The following is a 19,258-nucleotide window of genomic DNA, read 5'->3' on the forward strand; positions in this document are numbered from 1 at the left end:
GCCGTCCCGGCCGGGACGGCAGGAACGTGACCATGGACTCGCCGAGCGCGACGACGTCCACGACGCCGGGGGCGGTGCGGGGTCCGGTGGGGGTCACGATGCTCGTAGCTCCTGGTCGGGTCGGCCGGTGGCGGTTCCATTGACCGGCGGTGGCCGAGATGTTAGACAGCGTTGAGCGATATACGCAATGAAAGTTGCAGTCTGTGCAACGCCGCTGATCAGGGAGGCTCCATGACAGCCGATTCCGCCGCCGGGTCCCTCGCCCGGCTCGCCGCCGAGCGCGTCGACCACCGGTTCAAGGGCCTCCCGCCGGACGCCGACGGCCTGACCGTGGGCGAGCTGGCCGCCCAGCGCCGGAACCTGTTCACCGGCGGCTTCGCCACGCCCGTGCTCGCGCTGTCCGCCGAGCGTCTGGAGCACAATCTGAGGCTCATGGAGACCTACGCGGACCGGCACGGCCTGGCCTTCGCGCCGCACGGCAAGACCTCCATGGCGCCGCAGCTGTTCCAGCGGCAGATCGAGCACGGGGCGTGGGGCATCACGCTGGCGGTGCCACATCAGGTGCGGGTGGCGCGCGCGTTCGGGACCCGGCGCGTGTTCCTGGCGAACGAGCTGGTCGACGCGGCGGCCCTGCGCTGGGTCTCCGCCGGGCTCGACGCCGACCCGGAGTTCCGCTTCGTCTGTTACGTCGACTCGGTGCGCGGAGTGGAGCTGATGGACGCCGCGCTGGGCGGTGCCCGGCGCCCGCTGGACGTCGTCGTCGAACTCGCGGCCGGGGAAGGGGCCCGTACGGGGGTGCGGACGGAGGCGGAGTGCGCCGCGGTCGCGGACGCGGTGGCGGGCACGCGGTCCCTGCGGCTCGTCGGCGTCGCGGGCTACGAGGGCGAGGTGCCGAAGGCGGACCCGGAGCGGGTGACGGCGTGGCTGCGGCGGCTGGTCGCGCTCGCCGCCGACTTCGACAAGGCGGGGCGTTTCACGGACGCGGACGAGATCGTCGTCAGCGCGGGCGGCAGCGCCTGGTTCGACGCGGTCGCCGATGTCTTCGCGGAGATCCCCGAACTCTCCCGGCCGGTGCTGAAGTTGCTGCGCTCGGGCGCCTATGTCTCGCACGACGACGGCCACTACCGCAAGCTGACCCCGTTCAACCGGGTGCCCGAGGAGGGCGCCCTGGAGCCCGCGTTCCGGCTGTGGACGCAGGTGGTGTCGCGGCCGACGGCCGAGCAGGCCTTCGTCAACGCGGGCAAGCGGGACGCGGCCTACGACCTCGATCTGCCCTTCGCGCAGGTGATCCGCCGGGACGGCGCCGAGCGCCCGGCGACCGGCGTGTCGGTGACGGCCCTGTCGGACCAGCACGCCTGGCTGAGCACCACGCCGGAGGCGGACCTCGAGGTGGGCGACTGGGTCGGTCTGGGGCTGTCCCATCCGTGCACGTCGTTCGACAAGTGGCCGCTGATCCCGGTCGCCGAGGCGGACGGCACGGTCGTCGACTACATCCGTACGTTCTTCTAGGAGGCCGGAAGCGATGGAAGAGCTCGTCATCCGGGACGCGGACGTCGTCGACGGCTCCGGCGCGGACTCCTACCGTGCCGATGTGGTGGTCGACGGCGGCCGGATCGTGTCCATCGTCAAGGAGGCCGCCGCGGCCGGCTGCCAGCGGCCGAAGGCACGCCGGGAGCTGGACGCCGAGGGACTCGTCCTCTCCCCCGGCTTCGTCGACATGCACGCCCACAGCGACCTGGCCCTGCTGCGCGACCCCGACCACAGCGCCAAGGCCGCGCAGGGCGTCACGCTGGAGGTCATCGGCCAGGACGGGCTGTCGTACGCGCCGGTCGACGACCGCACGCTCGGCGATGTGCGGCAGGCGATCGCCGGGTGGAACGGCCCCGGTGACGACATCGACTTCGACTGGCGGACGGTGGGCGAGTACCTGGACCGGCTCGACCGCGGCATCGCCGTCAACGCGGCCTACCTCATTCCCCAGGGCACGGTCCGCGCGCTCGCCGTCGGCTGGGAGGACCGGGAGGCCACGCCCCAGGAGCTGGACCGGATGCGGCAGTTGGTCGCCGAGGGCATGGAGCAGGGCGCCGTCGGCATGTCGTCGGGGCTGACGTACACGCCCGGCATGTACGCCAAGGACGCCGAACTGACCGAGCTGTGCCGGGTGGTGGCGTCGTACGGCGGCTACTACTGCCCGCACCACCGCTCCTACGGCGCGGGCGCCCTGGAGGCGTACCGGGAGATGGTGGCGCTGACCCGGGAGGCGGGCTGCCCCCTGCATCTCGCCCACGCCACCATGAACTTCGGCGTGAACAAGGGCCGGGCGCCCGAGCTGCTGGCCCTGCTGGACGAGGCGCTGGCGGCCGGGGCCGACATCAGCCTCGACACCTACCCCTACACACCGGGCTGTACGACGCTGGCGGCCATGCTGCCGAGCTGGGCGAGCGAGGGCGGCCCCGAGCAGGTCATCAGGCGGCTGGCGGACGAGGAGACGGCCGAGCGGATCCGCCACGACCTGGAGGTCACCGGCTCGGACGGCTGCCACGGCGTGCCCATCGAGTGGGACACGATCGAGATCTCGGGCGTGGGCGACCCGGCCCTGGCCGATTTCGTCGGCCGGACGGTCCAGGAGTCGGCGGACCGGCGCGGCGAGGCCCCCTGGGTGACCGCACGCGGGCTGCTGCTGGCCGACCGGCTCGCGCCGACGATCCTCCAGCACGTCGGCCACGAGGAGAACGTCCGGGCGATCATGCGCCACCGGGTGCACACCGGCGGCTCGGACGGCATCCTCCAGGGCGCCAAGCCGCACCCGCGCGCGTACGGCACGTTCCCGCACTACCTCGGGCACTACGTGCGGGAGTTGGGGGTGCTGTCGCTGGAGGAGTGCGTCGCGCACCTCACCTCGCGCCCGGCGGCCCGGCTCCGGCTGCCGGACCGGGGCCTGGTGCGCGAGGGGTACGTCGCCGACCTGGTGCTCTTCGACCCGGCGACGGTCGCGGCGGGATCGAGCTTCGCCGAGCCGCGCGTGCTCCCGACGGGCATCCCGTACGTGCTGGTCGACGGGCGGTTCGTGATCGAGGACGGGCGTCGCACGGACGCCCTGGCGGGCCGGACGGTCCGCAGGACTCCCGCGTGACCGCCCGACCCGGGGACCACCCGCCCTCGCCTTACGGCTTGGGCAGGGTGCAGCCGCTCGCGCTCAGGTCGAGCTTGTTGTCGATGCCGAAGCAGGACGGGATCTGGTAGGTCTCCTGGGCGTAGTTGATGCCCTTGCGCACGGTCACGTTGCCGCTCGCGTCGACCTCACAGGGGTTGTTCACCGTGCAGCGCTCGCCGTCCTCGTTGCCGGTGTTGTTGATGGCGACGACCTTGCCGCTGGCCTGGTCGACGACGGGCGAGCCGGAGGTGCCGCCGATGGTGTTGCAGGCGGAGGTGTAACGGACCGAGTCCTTCCAGGTCCAGTCGCCCTCCTTCAGGGTGGGCGCGAACCCGTCGATGTCGCAGCTGTAGACGCGCTTCCAGTAGCCGGAGGGGATACTGATGGCCGTGCCGGCGACCGGGTGCGTGTCGTTCAGCGTCAGCGGGCTGATGCCGTACGAGCTCTTGATCTGCCCGTAACTGGTGGTGAGTTGGTAGAACGCGACGTCCGTGTCGGTCATCGTGGCGTACGCGAGCTTGGCGGCGCGCAGGGTCGCCACGCGCGAGCCGGAGGCGTTGAGCAGGCTGAAGGTGCGGCTGGACGCCTTGTCGACCTGGACCTCGCCGGGGCCGGGGAAACCGGACTCCAGGCAGTGTCCGTTGGTCATCACCAGCGCCGGGTCGTCGGCCTCGGAGTCCGGCATGCGCACGACGGAGCCGGAGCAGTTGCTGAGCGCGACCGTGCCGGCGAAGTTCACGCCCTTGGGCGCCGGGTTGGTGATGCCGGACACGGTCTGAGCCGCGGACGTGACCACGTCCGAGACGGCGGACGTGACCGCGCCCGTGTCCGCGGCCTTGCCGACGCCCGTGGGGGCGGCATCGGCAGCGGTCGCGGGAGCCGCGCCGGCCCCGGCTATCGCCAGGGCGCAGAACGCGGCTGCGAGAGGTTTTCTCATTGGGGGGTCCCCTCTTGCGACGGAGGCGGCCGGAAATCTTCCGGCCGCCCGCACTGTTGTCATGCGCATTGTGATCGTCGCAAGGCGGGTGGGGCAAGGAGTTGTTCCGGGCGCGGAACCTGCCCGTCCGGCCTGACCCTACGCAACGGCCCTTGCGGGCGGAGCACTTGGGGTCCTTGATGCCGCCGCGCGGCGTCCGTCCCTGACGTGGACGGGGTGTGCCGGCCTACTTGGGCCCCTTCGTGCCGCCGGGGCCGTGTCCGGGCTTTGCCTCGGTTCGGCCGGGGGGCGTGGCGGTGACGGCGGGAGCCGAGGTCGTCGGGATGCCGGCCGAGGGCGTGCCGGCCGAGGGACTCGGGGCGTCCGGCCCGGACTCGGACGGGGCGGGGCTCGCCTCCGTGGACGGGCTCGCGGACGCCGGCCCGGCCGGCTCGTCACTGTTCGCCGGCCGGCCGACGAGGGGGGTCACGGGGGTCGGTGTCCGGCCGGTACCGGTCGACGGCACCGTCGGCGGCTTTCCCGCCGCGGTCGGACCCGTCCGGCCGCCGCCGCCCTCACGTGTCCCGCCGGAGGGCGCGTCCGGGAAACCGAGACCGGCTATCAGCGCGGCCGCCGACACGGCACCCACGGCTCCGACGGCGACCGCCGCGCGGGCACGCCACGGCGCTCGCCTCCGGCGCGAGTGGCGGCCCGCACCGGCACGGCCGTGCACCGGCCCCGGCACCGGCGGCAGCTCGCGCGTGTCGCCCAGGTCCGGCGTTTCGCCGGTGCCGCGTGCGGCGTCCTGTCCGTCCGCGGGGACGTACGCGTCCTGCCAGCCGTGCGCCGCCGCCGGATCGGCGTACGCGTCGTAGGCCGGTGGCGGGTCGGCCTGCGGCAGGTACACGTTCGGCGGCACCTGGGAGGCGCCGCCCGTCGCTCCGTCGGCGTACTCGGATGGCCTGGACATGGCGGCGCATTCTAGGCACCGAGGTGCTGGTGGGACAGCGCGCCGGCGATATCCACCCAAAGCGCCGCGTCTCACGTGGCGGAAAACACGACCCGTGGCGCATTACCGCGCCGTAAGCTCCCAGACATGCAGGTGATCCAGTCGACCAAGCTCGCCAACGTCTGTTACGAGATCCGGGGCCCGGTGCTCGAGGAGGCGATGCGGCTGGAAGCCGCCGGTCACCGCATCCTCAAGCTGAACACCGGCAACCCGGCCGCGTTCGGCTTCGAGTGTCCGCCCGAGATCCTGGAGGACGTCCTCCGGAACGTGTCCTCGGCGCACGGGTACGGAGACGCCAAGGGCCTGCTGGCCGCCCGCCGCGCGGTCGTGATGCACAACCAGACCCTCGGCATCGAGACGGACGTCGAGCACGTCTTCATCGGCAACGGCGTCTCCGAGCTGATCGTGATGGCGATGCAGGGCCTGCTGGACGACGGGGACGAGGTGCTCGTGCCCGCCCCGGACTATCCGCTGTGGACCGCCGCCGTCTCCCTGTCCGGCGGCACCGCCGTGCACTACCGGTGCGACGAGCAGGCCGACTGGATGCCGGACCTGGCCGACGTCGAGCGCAAGGTCACCGACCGCACCAAGGCGCTCGTGATCATCAACCCCAACAACCCGACCGGGGCCGTCTACGACGAGGCGATGATCAAGGGGCTCACCGACATCGCCCGCCGCCACAACCTGCTGGTCTGCTCGGACGAGATCTACGACAAGATCCTCTACGACGGCGCCACACACACCCCGACCGCCGCCGTCGCCCCCGACCTGCTGACCCTCACCTTCAACGGCATGTCGAAGGCGTACCGGGTGGCCGGCTACCGGGTGGGCTGGATGTCGATCTCCGGGCCCCGCGCGCACGCCGACTCCTACATCGAGGGCCTGACGATCCTGGCGAACATGCGGCTGTGCGCGAACATGCCGGGACAGCACGGCGTCGTCGCGGCGCTCAGCGGACGCCAGACGATCAACGACCTGGTGCTGCCGGGCGGCCGGCTGCGCGAGCAGCGGGACGTCGCCTACGAGCTGCTGACCCAGATCCCGGGCGTGACCTGCGTGAAGCCGAAGGGGGCGCTGTATCTCTTCCCGCGCCTCGACCCCAAGGTCTTCAAGATCAAGGACGACCGGCGGATGGTCCTGGACCTGCTCCGGCGCGAGAAGATCATGGTCGTTCAGGGCACGGGCTTCAACTGGCCGGAACCGGACCACTTCCGGGTGGTCACCCTGCCGACGGTCGGCGACCTGCGGGACGCGGTGGGCCGGATCGGGCACTTCCTGGACGGCTACAGCCAGGCCTGAGCGCGCGTCTCGCTCACCGTACGTGTGCGGCCGGTCCGGAATTGCCAACAACTCAACTTTAGACGAAATCTAAGCTAGGATGGCTTCCTGTAAGCACACAGGAGGGCCCTCCCATGTACGAACCGATCCGCACCAAGTCGGTCCACAGCACGGTGGACGGCCCCGCCCCCGACTTTCCCCACCGCTCCCGCGAGGAAGAGCTGGACATCCAGCTCGCGGGCCATCTCGCCGCCCTGCTCGCCGTCACGGACGAGCTGCGAGCGACGCAGACCTCGACCGACCTGGACACCGCGGCGGAGCGGCTCGCGGAGCAGGTGGGCCGGCTGCGGGGAGGGCGTACGCCGGTCCGCGCGCCGATGAGCGGCGCCCGGCGCGAGCGCAGCGCGACAGCCCTGCACCGGCGGGCTCACGCGCTGGCGGGCCGCGCGCTGGTCGTCGCCGCCTCGCGCGCCGACACGGCGGCCGCCATCCTGTCCGCCGAGCGGATGGACGCGCACGCCGCGGCTCTGGAGCCGCGCGAACTCGCGTCCCGCTGAGCCCCCACGGGGCTCCCTTGGACGGCCCCGGTCCGCGCGCACCCGCAGCGACGCGCGGACCGGGCGCCATACGTGCCGACTCGACCGGCGGGCACCCGCGGCCTTCCCGGCAGCGACGTCAGTCCGTACGGGAGAATCGGCGGACCGCCACCGTCAGCGTCACCGCGCAGAAGGCCGCGACCACGATGACGGCGACCAGGGAGGGGACGTCCCAGCCCGCCCACGTGACCGAGTCGAACAGCGGCTGGGAGGAATGGCCGGGCTGGAAGGCGAGGACCGTACGCCGCATGATGTCGACGGCGTAGGTCAACGGGTTGAGCAAGGTGAGCGCCGCCATCCAGGCCGGCATCGAACTCACCGGGAACATCAGTCCCGACAGGAAGATCATCGGTGTGATGAGGACGGTCAGCACGGTGTTGAACGTCTGCAGCCGGCGGATGGAGACCGCGACGACCGCGCCCATGAGGGTCATGGCCAGGGCCGCGAGCAGCAGTTCGGCCAGGAGTGCCGCGAACAGGTCCGGCCGGTACGGCACTCCGATCAGCCCGGCGCTGGCCAGCACGACGGCGCCCTGACAGGTCGCGACGGTGGCGCCGCCCACGCACTTTCCGATCAGCAGCGTGCTGCGCCGCACCGGGGCCACGAGCATCTCGCGCAGGAATCCGCTCTGCCGATCCCAGACGATGGACGCCCCGACGGAAATCGCCGGAGCCTGGGCCGCCATCACGAGGACGCCGGGGAACAGGAAGAGCAGGTAGTCGTCGGAGGACCCTTCGGCCAGCAGCCGGGACAGGCCGACCCCCAGAATGTAGAGGAACACCAGGGGCTGCAGGAGCGACACCGCCACCCGGGTCCGGTCGCGGAAGAAGTGGATCATCTCGCGACGCCAGACCATGCGGCCGGCGCGCCACTCGGCGGCCAGGCGTCCCGTGCCGGGCCCGGTGGGGTGCCCGGCGTCGTGCTCGGGCGGGCGTACGGTCGTGGGCGTCGTCATGACCGGGCTCCTACGGTGACCGGGCCGGCGCCGAGGGCTTCGGCGTCCAGGCCGCGGCCGGTGTGGTGGAGGAACACATCGTCCAGGCTCGGCCGGGTCACGGTGACCTCGTACACCGGCACGTCCAGACCCGCGCACAGCACCGGGACCAGTTTGGCGCCGTCCTTGGTCCGGACGCGCAGCGCGTCGCCGTCGGCGGCCGGTTCCAGCCCGAACTTCTCACGCAGTACGGTGGCCACTGCCGCGTTGTCCTCCGTCCTCAGTTCGACGTGGTCCGCCCCGATGACGGACTTGAGTTCCTCGGGCGTGCCCTGCGCGACGATCCGGCCCGCGTCGATGATGGCGATGCGATCGCACTGTTCGGCCTCTTCGAGGTAGTGCGTGGTGAGGAAGAGGGTGGTCGCCTCGCGTCGGCGCAGTTCGGCCAGGTGGGCCCAGACCTGCGCGCGGCTGTGCGGGTCGAGTCCGACGGTCGGCTCGTCCAGGAACAGCAGGCGGGGACGGTGCATCAGTCCGCGGGCGATCTCCAGCCTGCGCTGCATGCCGCCGGAGAAGGTCCGTACGAAGTCGTCCCGGCGGTCGGCCAGCCCGACGAGGTCCAGGACGGAGTCGAGGCGCGAGCGCAGCGTGGTGCGCGGCAGGGCGTAGAGGTCGGCGTGGAAGCGCAGGTTCTCGGCGGCCGTCAGGTCCGGGTCCAGCGTGGTCTGCTGGAAGATCAGGCCGATCTCGCGGCGGACTCGGTCCGGGTCCGTGCGGGTGTCGTGCCCGGCGATCTCGATCGTTCCGGCCGTGGGCCGGGCCAGGGTGCACAGCATCGCGATCGTGCTGGTCTTGCCCGCCCCGTTGGGGCCGAGGAAACCGAACGTCTCCCCCTGCGCGACGGTCAGGTCGATGCCCCGGACCGCCTCCACGTCGCCGTACGACTTGTGCACTCCCGCCGCGCGTATCGCCGGCGGACCGACCGCGTCCGGGGTGCCTGCGCCGGGCCCGGTCATCGTGTCGCCTGCCGGGCGGACAGTCCCAGCCGTTCCGCCCAGTCCTCGGGTACGACGAAGCCGAAACTCCAGCGGTGCCGCTCGGTGGGGTTGACGATGCAGTGCCAGAACAGTCGGTCGGGGTCCTGCTCCGCCTTGAAGAAGCGGACGATGCGGGGACGTTCCCGCAGGGTCACGATCTGCCGCGTCGTGGGGTGCAGATAGCGGAAGAACGAGGTGCGGCCGGGGTCTGCGTAGGGTTCGTCCACGTCCACCAGGTACATCCGCCAGCCCGGCTGGTTCTCGTTGGTGTGCCACAGCCGGTAGCTGGACGGTGGGTACCACATGGATCCCGAGAAGCGCACCTCCGTGCCGAAGAGCCTCTCCAGGGTGGTCACCACCCTGGTCTTCGCCGCGAAGTAGTTCTCGTATCCCGGGTGGTCCACATGCTCGTCGAGGTTGACGAGATGGAAGTCACGCCGGGGCGAGTCCGCGCTGTCCCGCCAGTTGACGCGGGCCATCCTGTCGTGCCAGTCGAGGTAGGCGGGGTCGTCGGGCGATGACGACGTGGACCGCAGATCCTCCTCGCGGAACTCCGCGTGGAAGCGGCTCAGATCGACGGAGGGCGGCATGACCTTCAGGTGGGGCAGTTCCCTGGCCACCTGGTCGAATCCCGGCAGGTCGTCGAGAGAGTACTCGTGGTGGTAGAACGCCGTGGACCGGGCCCCGGGAACCTGGTCGCCCGCGGACGGGGCGGCAGCCGGCCCGCGGGGAGTGAACTCGGAGGAACCCCGCATGAGTTCCTCGGCGGTGAAGTCGTATCCGTGACGGCGGCCGAGCAGCACGATCTCGCTGATGCCGGTGGCGGCCTTGAGCTGGGTGCCGAGTTCGGCGGAGTCCTGTGCGTCGCTCAGGAAGGTCTGGCAGGAGGTGACGGTCATGGTCGTACGGGCTCCTAACCGGGTGGGACGTGAAGGGTGGAGGGAGGGGTTACGTGCGGGCCGGCGGCGGGTCGAGCAGGAGGACGGAAGGCACGCGGTGGGGTGCGGCCAGGCGCAGGAAGTGCATGCCGAACCCGGAGATCCCGATGAGCAGCCCCGGGAAGAAGTTGGCGCTGTTCTCCGCCGCGCCGTTCTCGGCGTCATCGAAGTTCCGCCACAGTGACTGCACCTGGACGTTGGCCTCCAGGCGGAACGCCGGTTCGTCCCGCAGCAGGGCGAAGCGGAGGAAGAGTTCCGCGTTTCCCGAGGTGCCGTGGCACAGCGTGTGGTTCTTCAGCCGGGGGAAGTTGCGCATGGTGGCGGACAGGGCCTGGTACGACTCGCGCAGCAACGTCTCGTCGTCCTTGCCCAGCGTGGCCCAGGACGAGATCCGGCTCAGCCCGATGCCCGCCGCGCCGTTGCACCAGGCGTTGGCGAAGTGGCGGTCACCGCGGGCGACACCGCCCCGCCCGGTCCGCAGGTCGTACCAGTCCTGTTCGTCCGGGTCGAAGTGGCGGGACTCGTAGGCGAAGGCCCGGCGACCAGCGTCGACGTACTCCTCATGGCCCGTGTGCCGGCCGAGTTGGATGAGGGCCCAGCCGATTCCGCCGGCGCCGTGGGAGAAGCCGGTGAGATCGGCCACGGCTTCCTCCGGCCCGCCGAAGGGCGGCCAACTCAGGTTGTTGTCCTCGTCTCTGTTGGCGTGCTCCAGCAGGTGCCGGGCGCACCGGTGGGCGTGGTCCAGCATGCGGCCGTCGCGGTGGCCGGCGAGACCCAGCAGGACGGGGATGAGGCCCGCCGCGCCGTGCAGGACATCGAAGTGGCGGTCGCCGTGGACGTACCGGGGCACGCGGTCGGCGAGCAGGGCCGCCTCGTCGAGGAGCCGGTCGTCGTTCCACAGGTGCGACAGGTGGGTCAGCAGGTAGACGGTGCCGCCGAGTCCTGAGTAGGCGCCGAGCCGGGTGCGGTCCCAGGCCCGCAGGACGTGTTCGAGGGCGCGTTCGGCCGCGTTGCGGAACTCCGGACGCGGGACGAGTTCGTTGAGGTACGCCAGGAAGAGGGCGACGCCCGCCGAGCCCTGGTACAGGTCGGCCTCGATGTCCACCCGCTCCAGTTCTCCGCCGGCCAGCCGGTAGGAGGTCCAGGGCGCGGCCGACCGTGAGTCGGCGAGTTCGTCGCACAGCCGCTTGCCGATCCGGGTCGCGTAGTCCAGGGCGGTCGACCGGAAGGCGGGGCTCGCCACTTCGCCGGTGGCCAGACCTGCCGCGATGTAGTGGCTCTGCTGGTCCCGGTTGCGTTCGTTGAGCAGCCGGATCCGCTCGGCCGCGTAGTCGAGCGGGGACACCTCCAGCGGTGACGCGAGCTCCACCGAGTGCTCGTGCACGAGGTGGGTGCCGTCGGCCGGGGCGCTGAACAGGGGAACGTCCATCCGCCACAGGGATTCCACCTCGCGCTCGGCCAGGACACCGTCCGCGTCCCAGGTACGCGGGAACGTCCGGATGGTGTTGGCCAGGAGGTCGACTTCGAGGGGCTCGGCGAGGCACTTGGGGTGCCGGGCTGAGACCAGCAGCTGCGCGTAGATCTGGGTACCCCAGTTGATGAAGCGCGCCTCGGCTCCGCGGAATGCCTCGCGCAGCAGGCCGATGGCGGAGTCAGGGTGGCGTGTGAACCAGTCGTAGACGCGGTGGAAGCCCTCCATGATCCGTTCGGAGTGGTCCTCCGGGCGCACCAGTTCGCCGTCGAGGAAGATGCGGTTCGATGCGCCGGGGTCCACCCTGACGCCCTCGGTGTGACGCACGGACATCCGGAACCCTGTCTCCCGGTTGTTGATCCGGGGAACGGGCACGGGGACGCTGTATCCCTCCCCGCCCGCGTATCCGCTGACCTTCATCCGCCCGGCCGCGTCCGCCGCGGGATCGGCGTCGCGAGGCCACTCCAGGAGCCCGGTCTTGAAGACCGAGTCGAGCATGGTGCCCTGCGCTCTGCCGCGCCCTTCGGGGATCACTCCCAGGACAGTCTCGCCGTCGCAGACGTAGGCGTGCCCGTCGGCGACGATGATGTTCTCGAAGTGCAGGTCCCCGCCGCCGAGGACGTAGAAGAGCGCGAGGTAGCCGCCGAGTTCCCGGTAGACGGCGGCCACCTGTGCCGGCGAGTCGACGTGGTTGCGCCCGGACGGTATCTCGGCCTCGTAGCCGTAACCCTCCCGGGCCAGCACCGGACGGGGCCGGAAGCCGACCACGTCGTCCGCCGCGAGCCGGCCGAGCAGCAGTTGCATCGCCGCCTCCGACCTGACGCAGCGCGGCTTGTAGTAGAACGCCCCTTCGCTGCCGTCGGCCAGCCTCACGGCCACCCTGGCCACGGTGCGCGCTCCGGCGTGCGCGTCCGAGTTCCCGAGCCGCACCGAGCGGAACTCCGCGATGTCCTGTCCGAAGAGCGAACCGGAGATATCGGCCGCGTCGGCCGCCAGGTTCCGCAGGAATTCCGTACCGAATGCGCTCAGCAGAGCGGTGACATGGGCCAGCCAGCGGCCGAGCACCGGGAACTTCAGATAGAAGGCGTGGTATGCGGAGGATTGCGCGAACGTCGCTTCGAGATACGCCAGATACTCTTCCCGCGTCGCCGTTTCCCGGTCTATTCCGGACTGCTGGCAATGGACGTTGGCGTCGGCTTCCACCGCCCAGGCCAGACACAGTTCGAATCGGTCGAGCAAGTGGTTCCGGAAATCGTCCACCAATTGCCTGTCGAGCCTGACTCGGCAGGCCGCGCCGATTTCGTTGCGTACTGCGTTCAGAGTGCGGCTCAGATGGCGAAGGAACGGCTCGCAGGCCGTGGTGAGTCGGCCGTCGTACGAGATGGCCGGGTTCCCCTCGAAACCCTCCAAGGCCTCTCGGTAGGTCGGCAGCCAGGCGCTGTGAATGTCGGTGAGGAAACGCCGGGTCTCATCGTCGGCGGTGGACTCGGCGAAGCCGCGTTCGAAGGCCCGGTAGGAGGTCAGGACGTGCACGAGACCCGCCCTGTCGTACTGCGGCGGCCGGGACCGGTGCAGCGACTTCTGCTGAAACTTGTCGGCCAGCCGGGTCGCCAGTCTGTCGATCCGCCAGGTGTCGAAGGCGTCCAGGGACGGTGCCGCGGTGTTCGGGCGACCGAGCCTGGTCATGGTCTGGACGCGCTCGGAGAGGTTGGCCGCACGTACGGCGAGTTCGAGCGGATTGATCTGTGGCACGGTCAGCACTCCTAGGGGGATGGCCGTCCTGACGTCCCGGCGTACGGCCGGTCAAGTGGTGCGGTGCCCCGGCACAGCCGGGGCACCGCACGATGGAGTGGTCGGTGACCGGCCGCCCGGGCTTCCGGGGAGGCGACCGGTCACCGCACCCGTTACTTGGTGTTGCCGTCGCAGACGGCGGTGATCGGGCCGAAGCTGCAGCTCTGCACGCAGGCGTAGACCTCGACGTTGGCGATGCCCTCGGTCCAGAAGTCCAGGGACTCCTGGTCGATCTGCTCGACCGGGGCGGGCAGCGCGTCGACGGACACGCCGAAGGCCGCCGGGTCCTCGAGCAGCGCAGCGCGGAACTCGCCGTCGACGACAGCCTGCTGGAGCAGCGTTGCGGTCATGATGCTTCCTCCTGTGAATGGGGGGACAACAGGTCGTGCATCTGGGGAACCAGCCCGATACCGAGCTGCTTTTCCACGTTCTTCAGCTCCGCGAGGGCCGGTCCCATGTTCTCGCTGTTGTTCTGCCAGGCGACCAACTCCCGCTGTTTCGCGGGCAGACCTTCATCCAGCCAAAGGGATTCGAGCCATTCCTTGGTGGCGAACGGATGCAGGTCGGTGATGGGCTGAACTTTGGCGAGCACGGGCTCCTCGTGAAGCGCCAGCGCGAGATCCAGCACTTCCCGAAGCTTGCCGTCGGGCGGCAGCAGTGAGCACAGAACCATCAACATCTGAATGCGCCGAATCGCGTCGACATCCAGGTAGATCGTCGGTTCTTCCGCGTGCTTCATGGGCTCATCCCATCCAATCGGTTCCCGGTGGAATCGACAGTACGGAGAGCTGCTTGCAGAGCACTTCCACGCCGAGTACAGACGAGTTGCACACGAATTGCAGCCCGGTTGCAGCCGCATTGCAGTCGAGTCACAGCGGACTGACGGCGGACCCACAGAACGCTTCCACGCCGCTTGCAGACCACTTGCACGTGACGGTCGCGGCGGTCACACGCTCAGCTACCGCCGATGCCCGCGCTACGGGCGCAGAGTGCGGCCTGCACCCGGTTACCCACCTCCAGGGCCGACAGGATGCGACTGACGTGCGCCTTCACCGTGCTCTCGCGCATCCCGAGCCCGGCGGCGATCTCCGCGTTGGAGGCCCCGTCGGCGAGGAGGGCCAGGACCTCCTTCTCGCGGGGGGTCAGTCTGTCGATGCGGGCCCGGGCATGGTCCGGAGCATGGCGGGTGGACTCGTGGTAGCGGTCGATGAGGCGACGGGCCGCGGCGGGATGCAGCATGGCCTGACCGTCCGCCACGATCCGTACCGCGCGGACGATCTCACCCGGATCGGTGTCCTTCAGCAGGAATCCGGAGGCCCCGGCGGCCAGCGCGTCATAGACGTACTGGTCGAGGTCGAAGGTGGTCAGGACGACCACCTGGGGCGGCTCGGACAGCGCGCGCAGCCGCCGGGTGGCGGTGATGCCGTCCACGCCCGGCATGCGGATGTCCATCAGGACGACGTCCGGCCGCCTCGCCCGCGTGAGTTCGACCGCTTCCGCTCCGTCGCCGGCCTGGGCCACCACCGTGACGTCCGGGTCCTGGTCGAGGATGTCGGCGAGGGCAAGTCTGACCAGGTGGTCGTCGTCCACGATCAGAACCCGTAACGCCCCGTCCGCGTTCTCGGTGTTCCCGGTGTTCCCGGTGCTCGCCGTGCCGTTCATCGTGTCGTCCCTGTCCACTCGGTTCCCGCCTCGTCCGCGCCCCGGCCCCGCGGAGCGTCTTCACTGCCCTGCCTCATGCGGCACCTGCGTGGGAGGGGTCGGCATGGGAAGGTCCCGCGCCCATCGGTATCTCCGCGGTCACCTGCCAGCCGCCCGCGCCCGACGGCCCGAATTCCAGGGTGCCGCCCAGGGAGGTGATCCGCTCGGTCAGCCCGACCAGCCCGAAACCGCTGGCCACCGGTGACCCGCCGGACGGGGCCCCGGGCCGGTTGCGCACCACGACCGTCGACTTCGGCGGCCCGTAGCGCACCGCGACTTCGACGAGGGCACCGGGCGCGTGCTTGCGGGCGTTGGTCAGCGCCTCCTGCACGACACGGTGGACCGCGAGCCGGTGGCTGGTGGACACGGCGCCCGCCTCACCGTCGATTGCCGCCTCGACGCGCTGCCCCGCACTCCGCGCCTCGTCCAGCAGGGCGGGCAGGTCCTCGAGCCCGGCCCCGTTCGGCCGGGCCTCCTCGGTGTCCGTCATGCGCAGGGCACCCAGCACGTCACGCAGGTCCGCCAGCGCCTCGGTTGAGGTGCGGCGCAGCAACCCGACACGCTCGGCGACCGGCTCCGGCAGTTCCTCGGCCCGGCGCTGGAGGGCACCGGCGTGCAGGGCCAGGACGGTCAGGCGATGCGCGAGCACATCGTGCATCTCGGCGGCGATCCTCGTCCGCTCCCCCAGCCGCGCCTGCTCGGCGCGCAGTTCGCGTTCGACCCGCAGTTGCCGGACCTGCTCGTCGAGCGAGATGACCAGCCGCCGGCGGCTACCCGCCCACAGCCCGAGCACGAGCACCACCGCGGGCAGCAGCAGCGGCCCATAGGTGCGCGGGGCCCACAGGCTGTGCGCCGGCTGGATCACCAGGCTGGCCGCCATGGCCGCGACCGCGCACAGGGCCCCCACACCACCCCGCCCCCGCTGGGCCAGGTGGAACAGGACGACCAGCAGCGGCCACACGGTGCCGAAGGCGGCGGCGACGACCACGCTGGAGGCCGCGACCGCCCGCGGCCACCGGCCGCGCAGCGGGAGCGCCAGGCTGGCCGCGACGGACAGGGCCGCGGCCGGGCTGCGCACCGTGCCTCCGGCGCCGATGTACGCCTCCTGCACCGACAGCACGCCCACCACCGCGACGAGCACCGCCTCGGCCCACCAACGCCAACTCCGCTTCCCTGGAACCGTGTTCGCCTCCACAACGCACGAGCATAGGCGGCGGGCGGGTGGCCCGGGTGCGGCCATCAGGCGGCCTCGACCCCCTACTTTCGTCGGTGCTCGTCGTAGCCGCGCGACCGATGGAACGACGTCCGCCGCTTCATAGCGTCACAGCCATGGACCTGACGCATGCTCCCCACAAGCCCACTACGGGCCTCGGACTCCCGTACCGATCCGGACGGCTGACCTTTCTGCGCGAGGCCGCCCGCACGTTCCGCACCACCGGCGCGGTCGCGCCGAGCAGCGGACCACTGGCCACCCGGCTGGCGGCCCCGCTGGCCCTGGCCCGCGCGGAGCTCGGCGGCCCGGTGTCCGTGCTGGAGGTCGGCGCGGGCACGGGGCCGGTGACCCGGATGCTCGCGAGCCGTCTGGGGCCGGCCGACCGCCTGGACGTGGTGGAGGTCAACCCGCGGTTCGTGGACGTGCTGCACGGCGCACTGCGCACCGACCCCGCCCTGTCGGCCGCATCCGACCGGATCCGGATCATCGCCGAATCCATCACGGAGGCCCGGCTCGGCCGCCGCTACGACGTGATCGTCTCCTGCCTGCCCTTCACCAACTTCGCACCGGACATGGTCCGTACGGTCCTCGAACGCTACTTCTCCGTCCTGGAACCCGGCGGTCACCTGACGTACTTCGCGTACCTCGGCACCGAGGCGACGCGCGCCCTGGTCGCCGACCGCGCCGAGGCGGCCCGGCACAGGGCGGTGGCCGCCGTGCTGGACGGTTTCACCGCCCGGTACGGCGTCGGTGACAGCCTCGTGCTGCGCAACCTGCCGCCCGCCCGGGTCAGGCACCTGCGCGCTCCCGGCCCGCTCGGTCGTACGGAGGCAGTGGCGTGATGACCACCGTGGCGGGGGCGGCGTCGGCCGAGGCACCGCCAGGTCTGCCGGGTCCGGCGGAACTCCTGGTGGGCCTCGGGCCGTTCACCACGTACGGCGTCGTCCTGTGCCTGGTGGTTCTCGAGTCCGTGCTCGTGGTCGGCGCGTTCGTGCCCACGCTGAGCCTGATGCTCTGCGCGGGCTTCCTCGCCCACGCGGGAGTACTGAATCTGCCGCTGGTCATGGGCTGCGCCGCCGCCGGCGTGGTCACCGGCGATCTGCTCGCCCACCGCACCGGGCGCCGCCTCGGCGACGGGGTGCGGCAGTCCCGGCTGGGCCGGCGGGTGCCGGCGGGTGCCTGGGACAGGACCTGGCCGGTCGTACGGCGGTGGGGCGGCCCGGCACTCCTGGCCTGCCGCTTCATCCCTGTCATGCGCACATTTGCCCCACATGTCGCCGGTGCCTCCGGCCTGCGTTACCGCAGCCTCGCCCCCTACAGCCTGATCGGGGGTCTGGTGTGGGCCGGTGCCGAGTCCGGGGCGGGATATCTCGCCGGCTCCTCCTACCAGCGGTTCGCGGCTGCCCCTGGCATGTTCGCGATGGCTGCGGCGGGAGTCGTCTCGGCCGCCGGACTCGGCGCTCTCGTCGTGCGCCGGCTCGACATCCGCCGGCCTGCGACGCGGACGGCACACCGGGTGGCAGGGCCGGGCCGGTCAGCCCGGGGCGACGGAGGCAGGCGTGGCGTCGGCGCGCAGAATGGCGAGCTGAAGACCGCGCAGCTCGCTCCCGGGGTCGATCCCCATCTGCTCCCGGAAGAAGCCGCTGACATGGGCGTAGACCTCCAGCGCCTCGCCTCGCCGTCCACAGCGGTGGAGGGCCAGCATGAGCTGGTGCCAGAGCCGCTCGTGGAACGGGTGCCGAGCGGTCAGGATCCGCAGTTCACCGATGATCTCCTCGTGCCGACCGAGCCGCAGACACACGTCGTGGTACCGCTCGATCGCGCGTATCCATTGCTCTGTGAGGGCGGGGACGACGTCCCGGTTCAGGGCGTCGGAGTGCACGTCGGACAGCGGCGTGCCCCGCCACAGTGCCAAGGCGTCGGCCAGGACGCCGCGCTCCGCTTCCAGGTCCCCTGCATCGGCGAGCCGGCGGCTCACGGCGAGCAGTTCCCGGAACCTGAGGAGGTCGAGCTGGTCGGGACACACCTGCAGGGAGTAGCCGCTGGCGGAGGTGTGCACCGTCTCCGACAGGCTGTAGCCGTCCGCGTCCAGCGTCTGCCGTAATCGGGTGAGCAGCGTGTGCAGTGCCGAGCGCGGCTGGGACGGAAGGCAGGATCCCCACAACCTGTCGACCAGACTCTCCACGGGCACCGCCTCGTTCGCGTCGACCAGCAGGGACGCGAGCAGTACGCGTTGCTTGCCGGTCGGCATCCTGACGGGTCTGCCCTTGACCGCCACGTCGAGCGTACCCAGCACGCGGAAGGACACTTCGCAGCCCATGAAGACTCCACCTTGGTTCGCGGGCCACACACCGAGGCCCGACACGGCCCGAGACTGTGATCCGACTTCGTCCGCTATTGTGGACGAAGACGATAGGCGAGCCTACAGTTACCACTTCAATCACACAACGATATTGAAGTGGTCATGGCGAAATACGCGCGGCACGTCCGAGATAGCGGACGCGCGAGCGGGTGGGTCCATGACGCAGGCTGGGACGTGTCATGAGCGACGAAGAACTGAAGGCGTACCCCGACGGCCCGGACGAGGGCCCCGCGGGCGTCTTCGGCGCGCGCCTGCGCACGCTCATCGAGGCCCACTACCCGGACGAGCGCAAGCGGCCCGGCTACGCGCGCCTCGCCCAGGAGATCCGCGAGCAGACGGGCGGCTCCATCTCGGGGACGTACTTGTGGGAACTGGCCACGGCCAGGAAGCGCAACGTGACCATCGACCAACTCGGCATCCTGGCCAAGTTCTTCGGGGTGCCCCCGGAGTACTTCCTCAACGACGAGGTCGCCGGGCGGGTGGGCACTCAACTCGCCCTCGTCACCGCGTTGCGCGACGCCAAGGTGCGCAACCTCGCGCTACGCGCCGATGGTCTGTCACCGGGCACGCTGGACGCCCTCCTGGTCATGGTGAACGAAGCCCGCAAAGTGGAGCGCCTGTCCCCGGTCGATACCGACGCAACGGTGACCACCGCGTCACCGCACGAACCCCAGGAAACCTCCGAGCCTGACCCCCGGCCGACGGAGACGGGCTCGTGACACCACCCCGGCCTCCCGCCCCCCGCACAAGTGAGCGGACGGCACACCGCCGGTCCCCGGCCACGGACTGATTCCTCGGGCGCGTCCGCCATCCGACACAGCGACGTGACGCCTGCCCCCGGGCCCCCCGGATCCAGGG

The 19,258-nt window shown here is 71.0% G+C and carries 17 protein-coding genes and 1 pseudogene; 7 read left to right on the plus strand and 11 right to left on the minus strand.

The window, feature by feature from the left end:
* The first annotated feature begins 231 nt into the window (after positions 1 to 231).
* A complete protein-coding gene (locus CCL05_RS06440; RefSeq protein WP_086559509.1) occupies positions 232 to 1,509 on the plus strand; it encodes an amino acid deaminase in 1,278 nt (425 codons plus the stop codon).
* Between the two features lie 13 nt (positions 1,510 to 1,522).
* On the plus strand, positions 1,523 to 3,133 hold the full coding sequence (locus CCL05_RS06445) for an N-acyl-D-amino-acid deacylase family protein (protein WP_086559510.1): 1,611 nt from the start codon (positions 1,523 to 1,525) through the stop codon (positions 3,131 to 3,133).
* Positions 3,134 to 3,164: 31 nt separating this feature from the next.
* Here the strand turns inward: CCL05_RS06445 and CCL05_RS06450 are convergent, their stop codons facing one another.
* Both CCL05_RS06450 and CCL05_RS06455 read right to left on the minus strand, forming a co-directional pair.
* Positions 3,165 to 4,091: a S1 family peptidase gene (locus CCL05_RS06450; protein WP_086559511.1), complete on the minus strand. Its 927-nt coding sequence runs from the start codon at positions 4,089 to 4,091 to the stop codon at positions 3,165 to 3,167.
* Positions 4,092 to 4,317: 226 nt separating this feature from the next.
* A complete protein-coding gene (locus CCL05_RS06455; RefSeq protein ID WP_086559512.1) occupies positions 4,318 to 5,040 on the minus strand; it encodes a hypothetical protein in 723 nt (240 codons plus the stop codon).
* A gap of 126 nt (positions 5,041 to 5,166) precedes the next feature.
* On the opposite strand from CCL05_RS06455, the gene CCL05_RS06460 reads away from it, so the two are divergent.
* A complete protein-coding gene (locus CCL05_RS06460) occupies positions 5,167 to 6,378 on the plus strand; it encodes a pyridoxal phosphate-dependent aminotransferase (protein ID WP_086559513.1) in 1,212 nt (403 codons plus the stop codon).
* Between the two features lie 113 nt (positions 6,379 to 6,491).
* The gene (locus tag CCL05_RS06465) at positions 6,492 to 6,914 is read left to right on the plus strand and encodes an SCO4983 family protein (RefSeq protein WP_086559514.1); all 423 of its coding nucleotides are present in this window, start codon (positions 6,492 to 6,494) and stop codon (positions 6,912 to 6,914) included.
* Positions 6,915 to 7,032: 118 nt separating this feature from the next.
* Here the strand turns inward: CCL05_RS06465 and CCL05_RS06470 are convergent, their stop codons facing one another.
* The 8 genes from CCL05_RS06470 to CCL05_RS06505 all read right to left on the minus strand — a co-directional run bounded on the left by CCL05_RS06470 (position 7,033) and on the right by CCL05_RS06505 (position 16,020).
* Positions 7,033 to 7,908, minus strand: a complete 876-nt coding sequence (locus CCL05_RS06470; protein WP_086559515.1) for an ABC transporter permease — start codon at positions 7,906 to 7,908, stop codon at positions 7,033 to 7,035.
* Positions 7,905 to 8,903 carry an ABC transporter ATP-binding protein gene (locus CCL05_RS06475; RefSeq protein WP_086559516.1) on the minus strand — a complete coding sequence of 333 codons (999 nt, stop codon included), beginning with the start codon at positions 8,901 to 8,903 and terminating at the stop codon, positions 7,905 to 7,907. The genes CCL05_RS06470 and CCL05_RS06475 overlap by 4 nt, the downstream gene beginning before the upstream one ends.
* Positions 8,900 to 9,823, minus strand: coding sequence for a Nif11-like leader peptide family natural product precursor (locus CCL05_RS06480; RefSeq protein ID WP_086559517.1), 924 nt, complete (start codon positions 9,821 to 9,823; stop codon positions 8,900 to 8,902). The genes CCL05_RS06475 and CCL05_RS06480 overlap by 4 nt, the downstream gene beginning before the upstream one ends.
* 49 nt (positions 9,824 to 9,872) lie before the next feature.
* Positions 9,873 to 13,085: a type 2 lanthipeptide synthetase LanM family protein gene (locus CCL05_RS06485; RefSeq protein WP_143589819.1), complete on the minus strand. Its 3,213-nt coding sequence runs from the start codon at positions 13,083 to 13,085 to the stop codon at positions 9,873 to 9,875.
* 152 nt (positions 13,086 to 13,237) lie between these two features.
* A complete protein-coding gene (locus CCL05_RS06490) occupies positions 13,238 to 13,474 on the minus strand; it encodes a cinnamycin family lantibiotic (protein WP_208641392.1) in 237 nt (78 codons plus the stop codon).
* Positions 13,471 to 13,863: a DurN family substrate-assisted peptide maturase gene (locus tag CCL05_RS06495; protein ID WP_086559520.1), complete on the minus strand. Its 393-nt coding sequence runs from the start codon at positions 13,861 to 13,863 to the stop codon at positions 13,471 to 13,473. The genes CCL05_RS06490 and CCL05_RS06495 overlap by 4 nt, the downstream gene beginning before the upstream one ends.
* Before the next feature lie 215 nt (positions 13,864 to 14,078).
* Positions 14,079 to 14,786, minus strand: coding sequence for a response regulator transcription factor (locus CCL05_RS06500; RefSeq protein WP_086559548.1), 708 nt, complete (start codon positions 14,784 to 14,786; stop codon positions 14,079 to 14,081).
* A 73-nt stretch (positions 14,787 to 14,859) separates the two neighbouring features.
* Positions 14,860 to 16,020: a sensor histidine kinase gene (locus tag CCL05_RS06505; RefSeq protein WP_244204193.1), complete on the minus strand. Its 1,161-nt coding sequence runs from the start codon at positions 16,018 to 16,020 to the stop codon at positions 14,860 to 14,862.
* Between the two features lie 134 nt (positions 16,021 to 16,154).
* Here CCL05_RS06505 and CCL05_RS06510 point away from each other — a divergent pair, with 134 nt between their 5' ends.
* Together CCL05_RS06510 and CCL05_RS47125 are read left to right on the plus strand one after the other, a co-directional pair.
* On the plus strand, positions 16,155 to 16,880 hold the full coding sequence (locus tag CCL05_RS06510) for a class I SAM-dependent methyltransferase (RefSeq protein WP_086559522.1): 726 nt from the start codon (positions 16,155 to 16,157) through the stop codon (positions 16,878 to 16,880).
* A pseudogene (locus tag CCL05_RS47125) lies at positions 16,880 to 17,395 on the plus strand (DedA family protein); the annotation flags it as partial. The gene CCL05_RS06510 and the pseudogene CCL05_RS47125, both read left to right, overlap by 1 nt.
* A 177-nt stretch (positions 17,396 to 17,572) precedes the next feature.
* Here the strand turns inward: CCL05_RS47125 and CCL05_RS06520 are convergent.
* Positions 17,573 to 18,358: an AfsR/SARP family transcriptional regulator gene (locus tag CCL05_RS06520; RefSeq protein WP_086559523.1), complete on the minus strand. Its 786-nt coding sequence runs from the start codon at positions 18,356 to 18,358 to the stop codon at positions 17,573 to 17,575.
* A 221-nt stretch (positions 18,359 to 18,579) separates the two neighbouring features.
* On the opposite strand from CCL05_RS06520, the gene CCL05_RS06525 reads away from it, so the two are divergent.
* Positions 18,580 to 19,119: a hypothetical protein gene (locus CCL05_RS06525; RefSeq protein ID WP_244204194.1), complete on the plus strand. Its 540-nt coding sequence runs from the start codon at positions 18,580 to 18,582 to the stop codon at positions 19,117 to 19,119.
* The last annotated feature ends 139 nt before the right edge of the window (positions 19,120 to 19,258 follow it).

Source organism: Streptomyces africanus (genome assembly GCF_002150735.1).
GTDB lineage: Bacteria > Actinomycetota > Actinomycetes > Streptomycetales > Streptomycetaceae > Streptomyces > Streptomyces africanus.

What these genes read in the sequence shown, in the direction of transcription:
- CCL05_RS06440 (WP_086559509.1), top strand. Translation starts at nt 232, where the DNA reads ATGACAGCCGATTCCGCCGCCGGGTCCCTCGCCCGGCTCGCCGCCGAG.
- CCL05_RS06445 (WP_086559510.1), top strand. Translation starts at nt 1,523, where the DNA reads ATGGAAGAGCTCGTCATCCGGGACGCGGACGTCGTCGACGGCTCCGGC.
- CCL05_RS06450 (WP_086559511.1), bottom strand. Translation starts at nt 4,091, where the DNA reads ATGAGAAAACCTCTCGCAGCCGCGTTCTGCGCCCTGGCGATAGCCGGG.
- CCL05_RS06455 (WP_086559512.1), bottom strand. Translation starts at nt 5,040, where the DNA reads ATGTCCAGGCCATCCGAGTACGCCGACGGAGCGACGGGCGGCGCCTCC.
- CCL05_RS06460 (WP_086559513.1), top strand. Translation starts at nt 5,167, where the DNA reads ATGCAGGTGATCCAGTCGACCAAGCTCGCCAACGTCTGTTACGAGATC.
- CCL05_RS06465 (WP_086559514.1), top strand. Translation starts at nt 6,492, where the DNA reads ATGTACGAACCGATCCGCACCAAGTCGGTCCACAGCACGGTGGACGGC.
- CCL05_RS06470 (WP_086559515.1), bottom strand. Translation starts at nt 7,908, where the DNA reads ATGACGACGCCCACGACCGTACGCCCGCCCGAGCACGACGCCGGGCAC.
- CCL05_RS06475 (WP_086559516.1), bottom strand. Translation starts at nt 8,903, where the DNA reads ATGACCGGGCCCGGCGCAGGCACCCCGGACGCGGTCGGTCCGCCGGCG.
- CCL05_RS06480 (WP_086559517.1), bottom strand. Translation starts at nt 9,823, where the DNA reads ATGACCGTCACCTCCTGCCAGACCTTCCTGAGCGACGCACAGGACTCC.
- CCL05_RS06490 (WP_208641392.1), bottom strand. Translation starts at nt 13,474, where the DNA reads ATGACCGCAACGCTGCTCCAGCAGGCTGTCGTCGACGGCGAGTTCCGC.
- CCL05_RS06495 (WP_086559520.1), bottom strand. Translation starts at nt 13,863, where the DNA reads ATGAAGCACGCGGAAGAACCGACGATCTACCTGGATGTCGACGCGATT.
- CCL05_RS06500 (WP_086559548.1), bottom strand. Translation starts at nt 14,786, where the DNA reads ATGAACGGCACGGCGAGCACCGGGAACACCGGGAACACCGAGAACGCG.
- CCL05_RS06510 (WP_086559522.1), top strand. Translation starts at nt 16,155, where the DNA reads ATGGACCTGACGCATGCTCCCCACAAGCCCACTACGGGCCTCGGACTC.
- CCL05_RS06520 (WP_086559523.1), bottom strand. Translation starts at nt 18,358, where the DNA reads ATGGGCTGCGAAGTGTCCTTCCGCGTGCTGGGTACGCTCGACGTGGCG.
- CCL05_RS06525 (WP_244204194.1), top strand. Translation starts at nt 18,580, where the DNA reads ATGAGCGACGAAGAACTGAAGGCGTACCCCGACGGCCCGGACGAGGGC.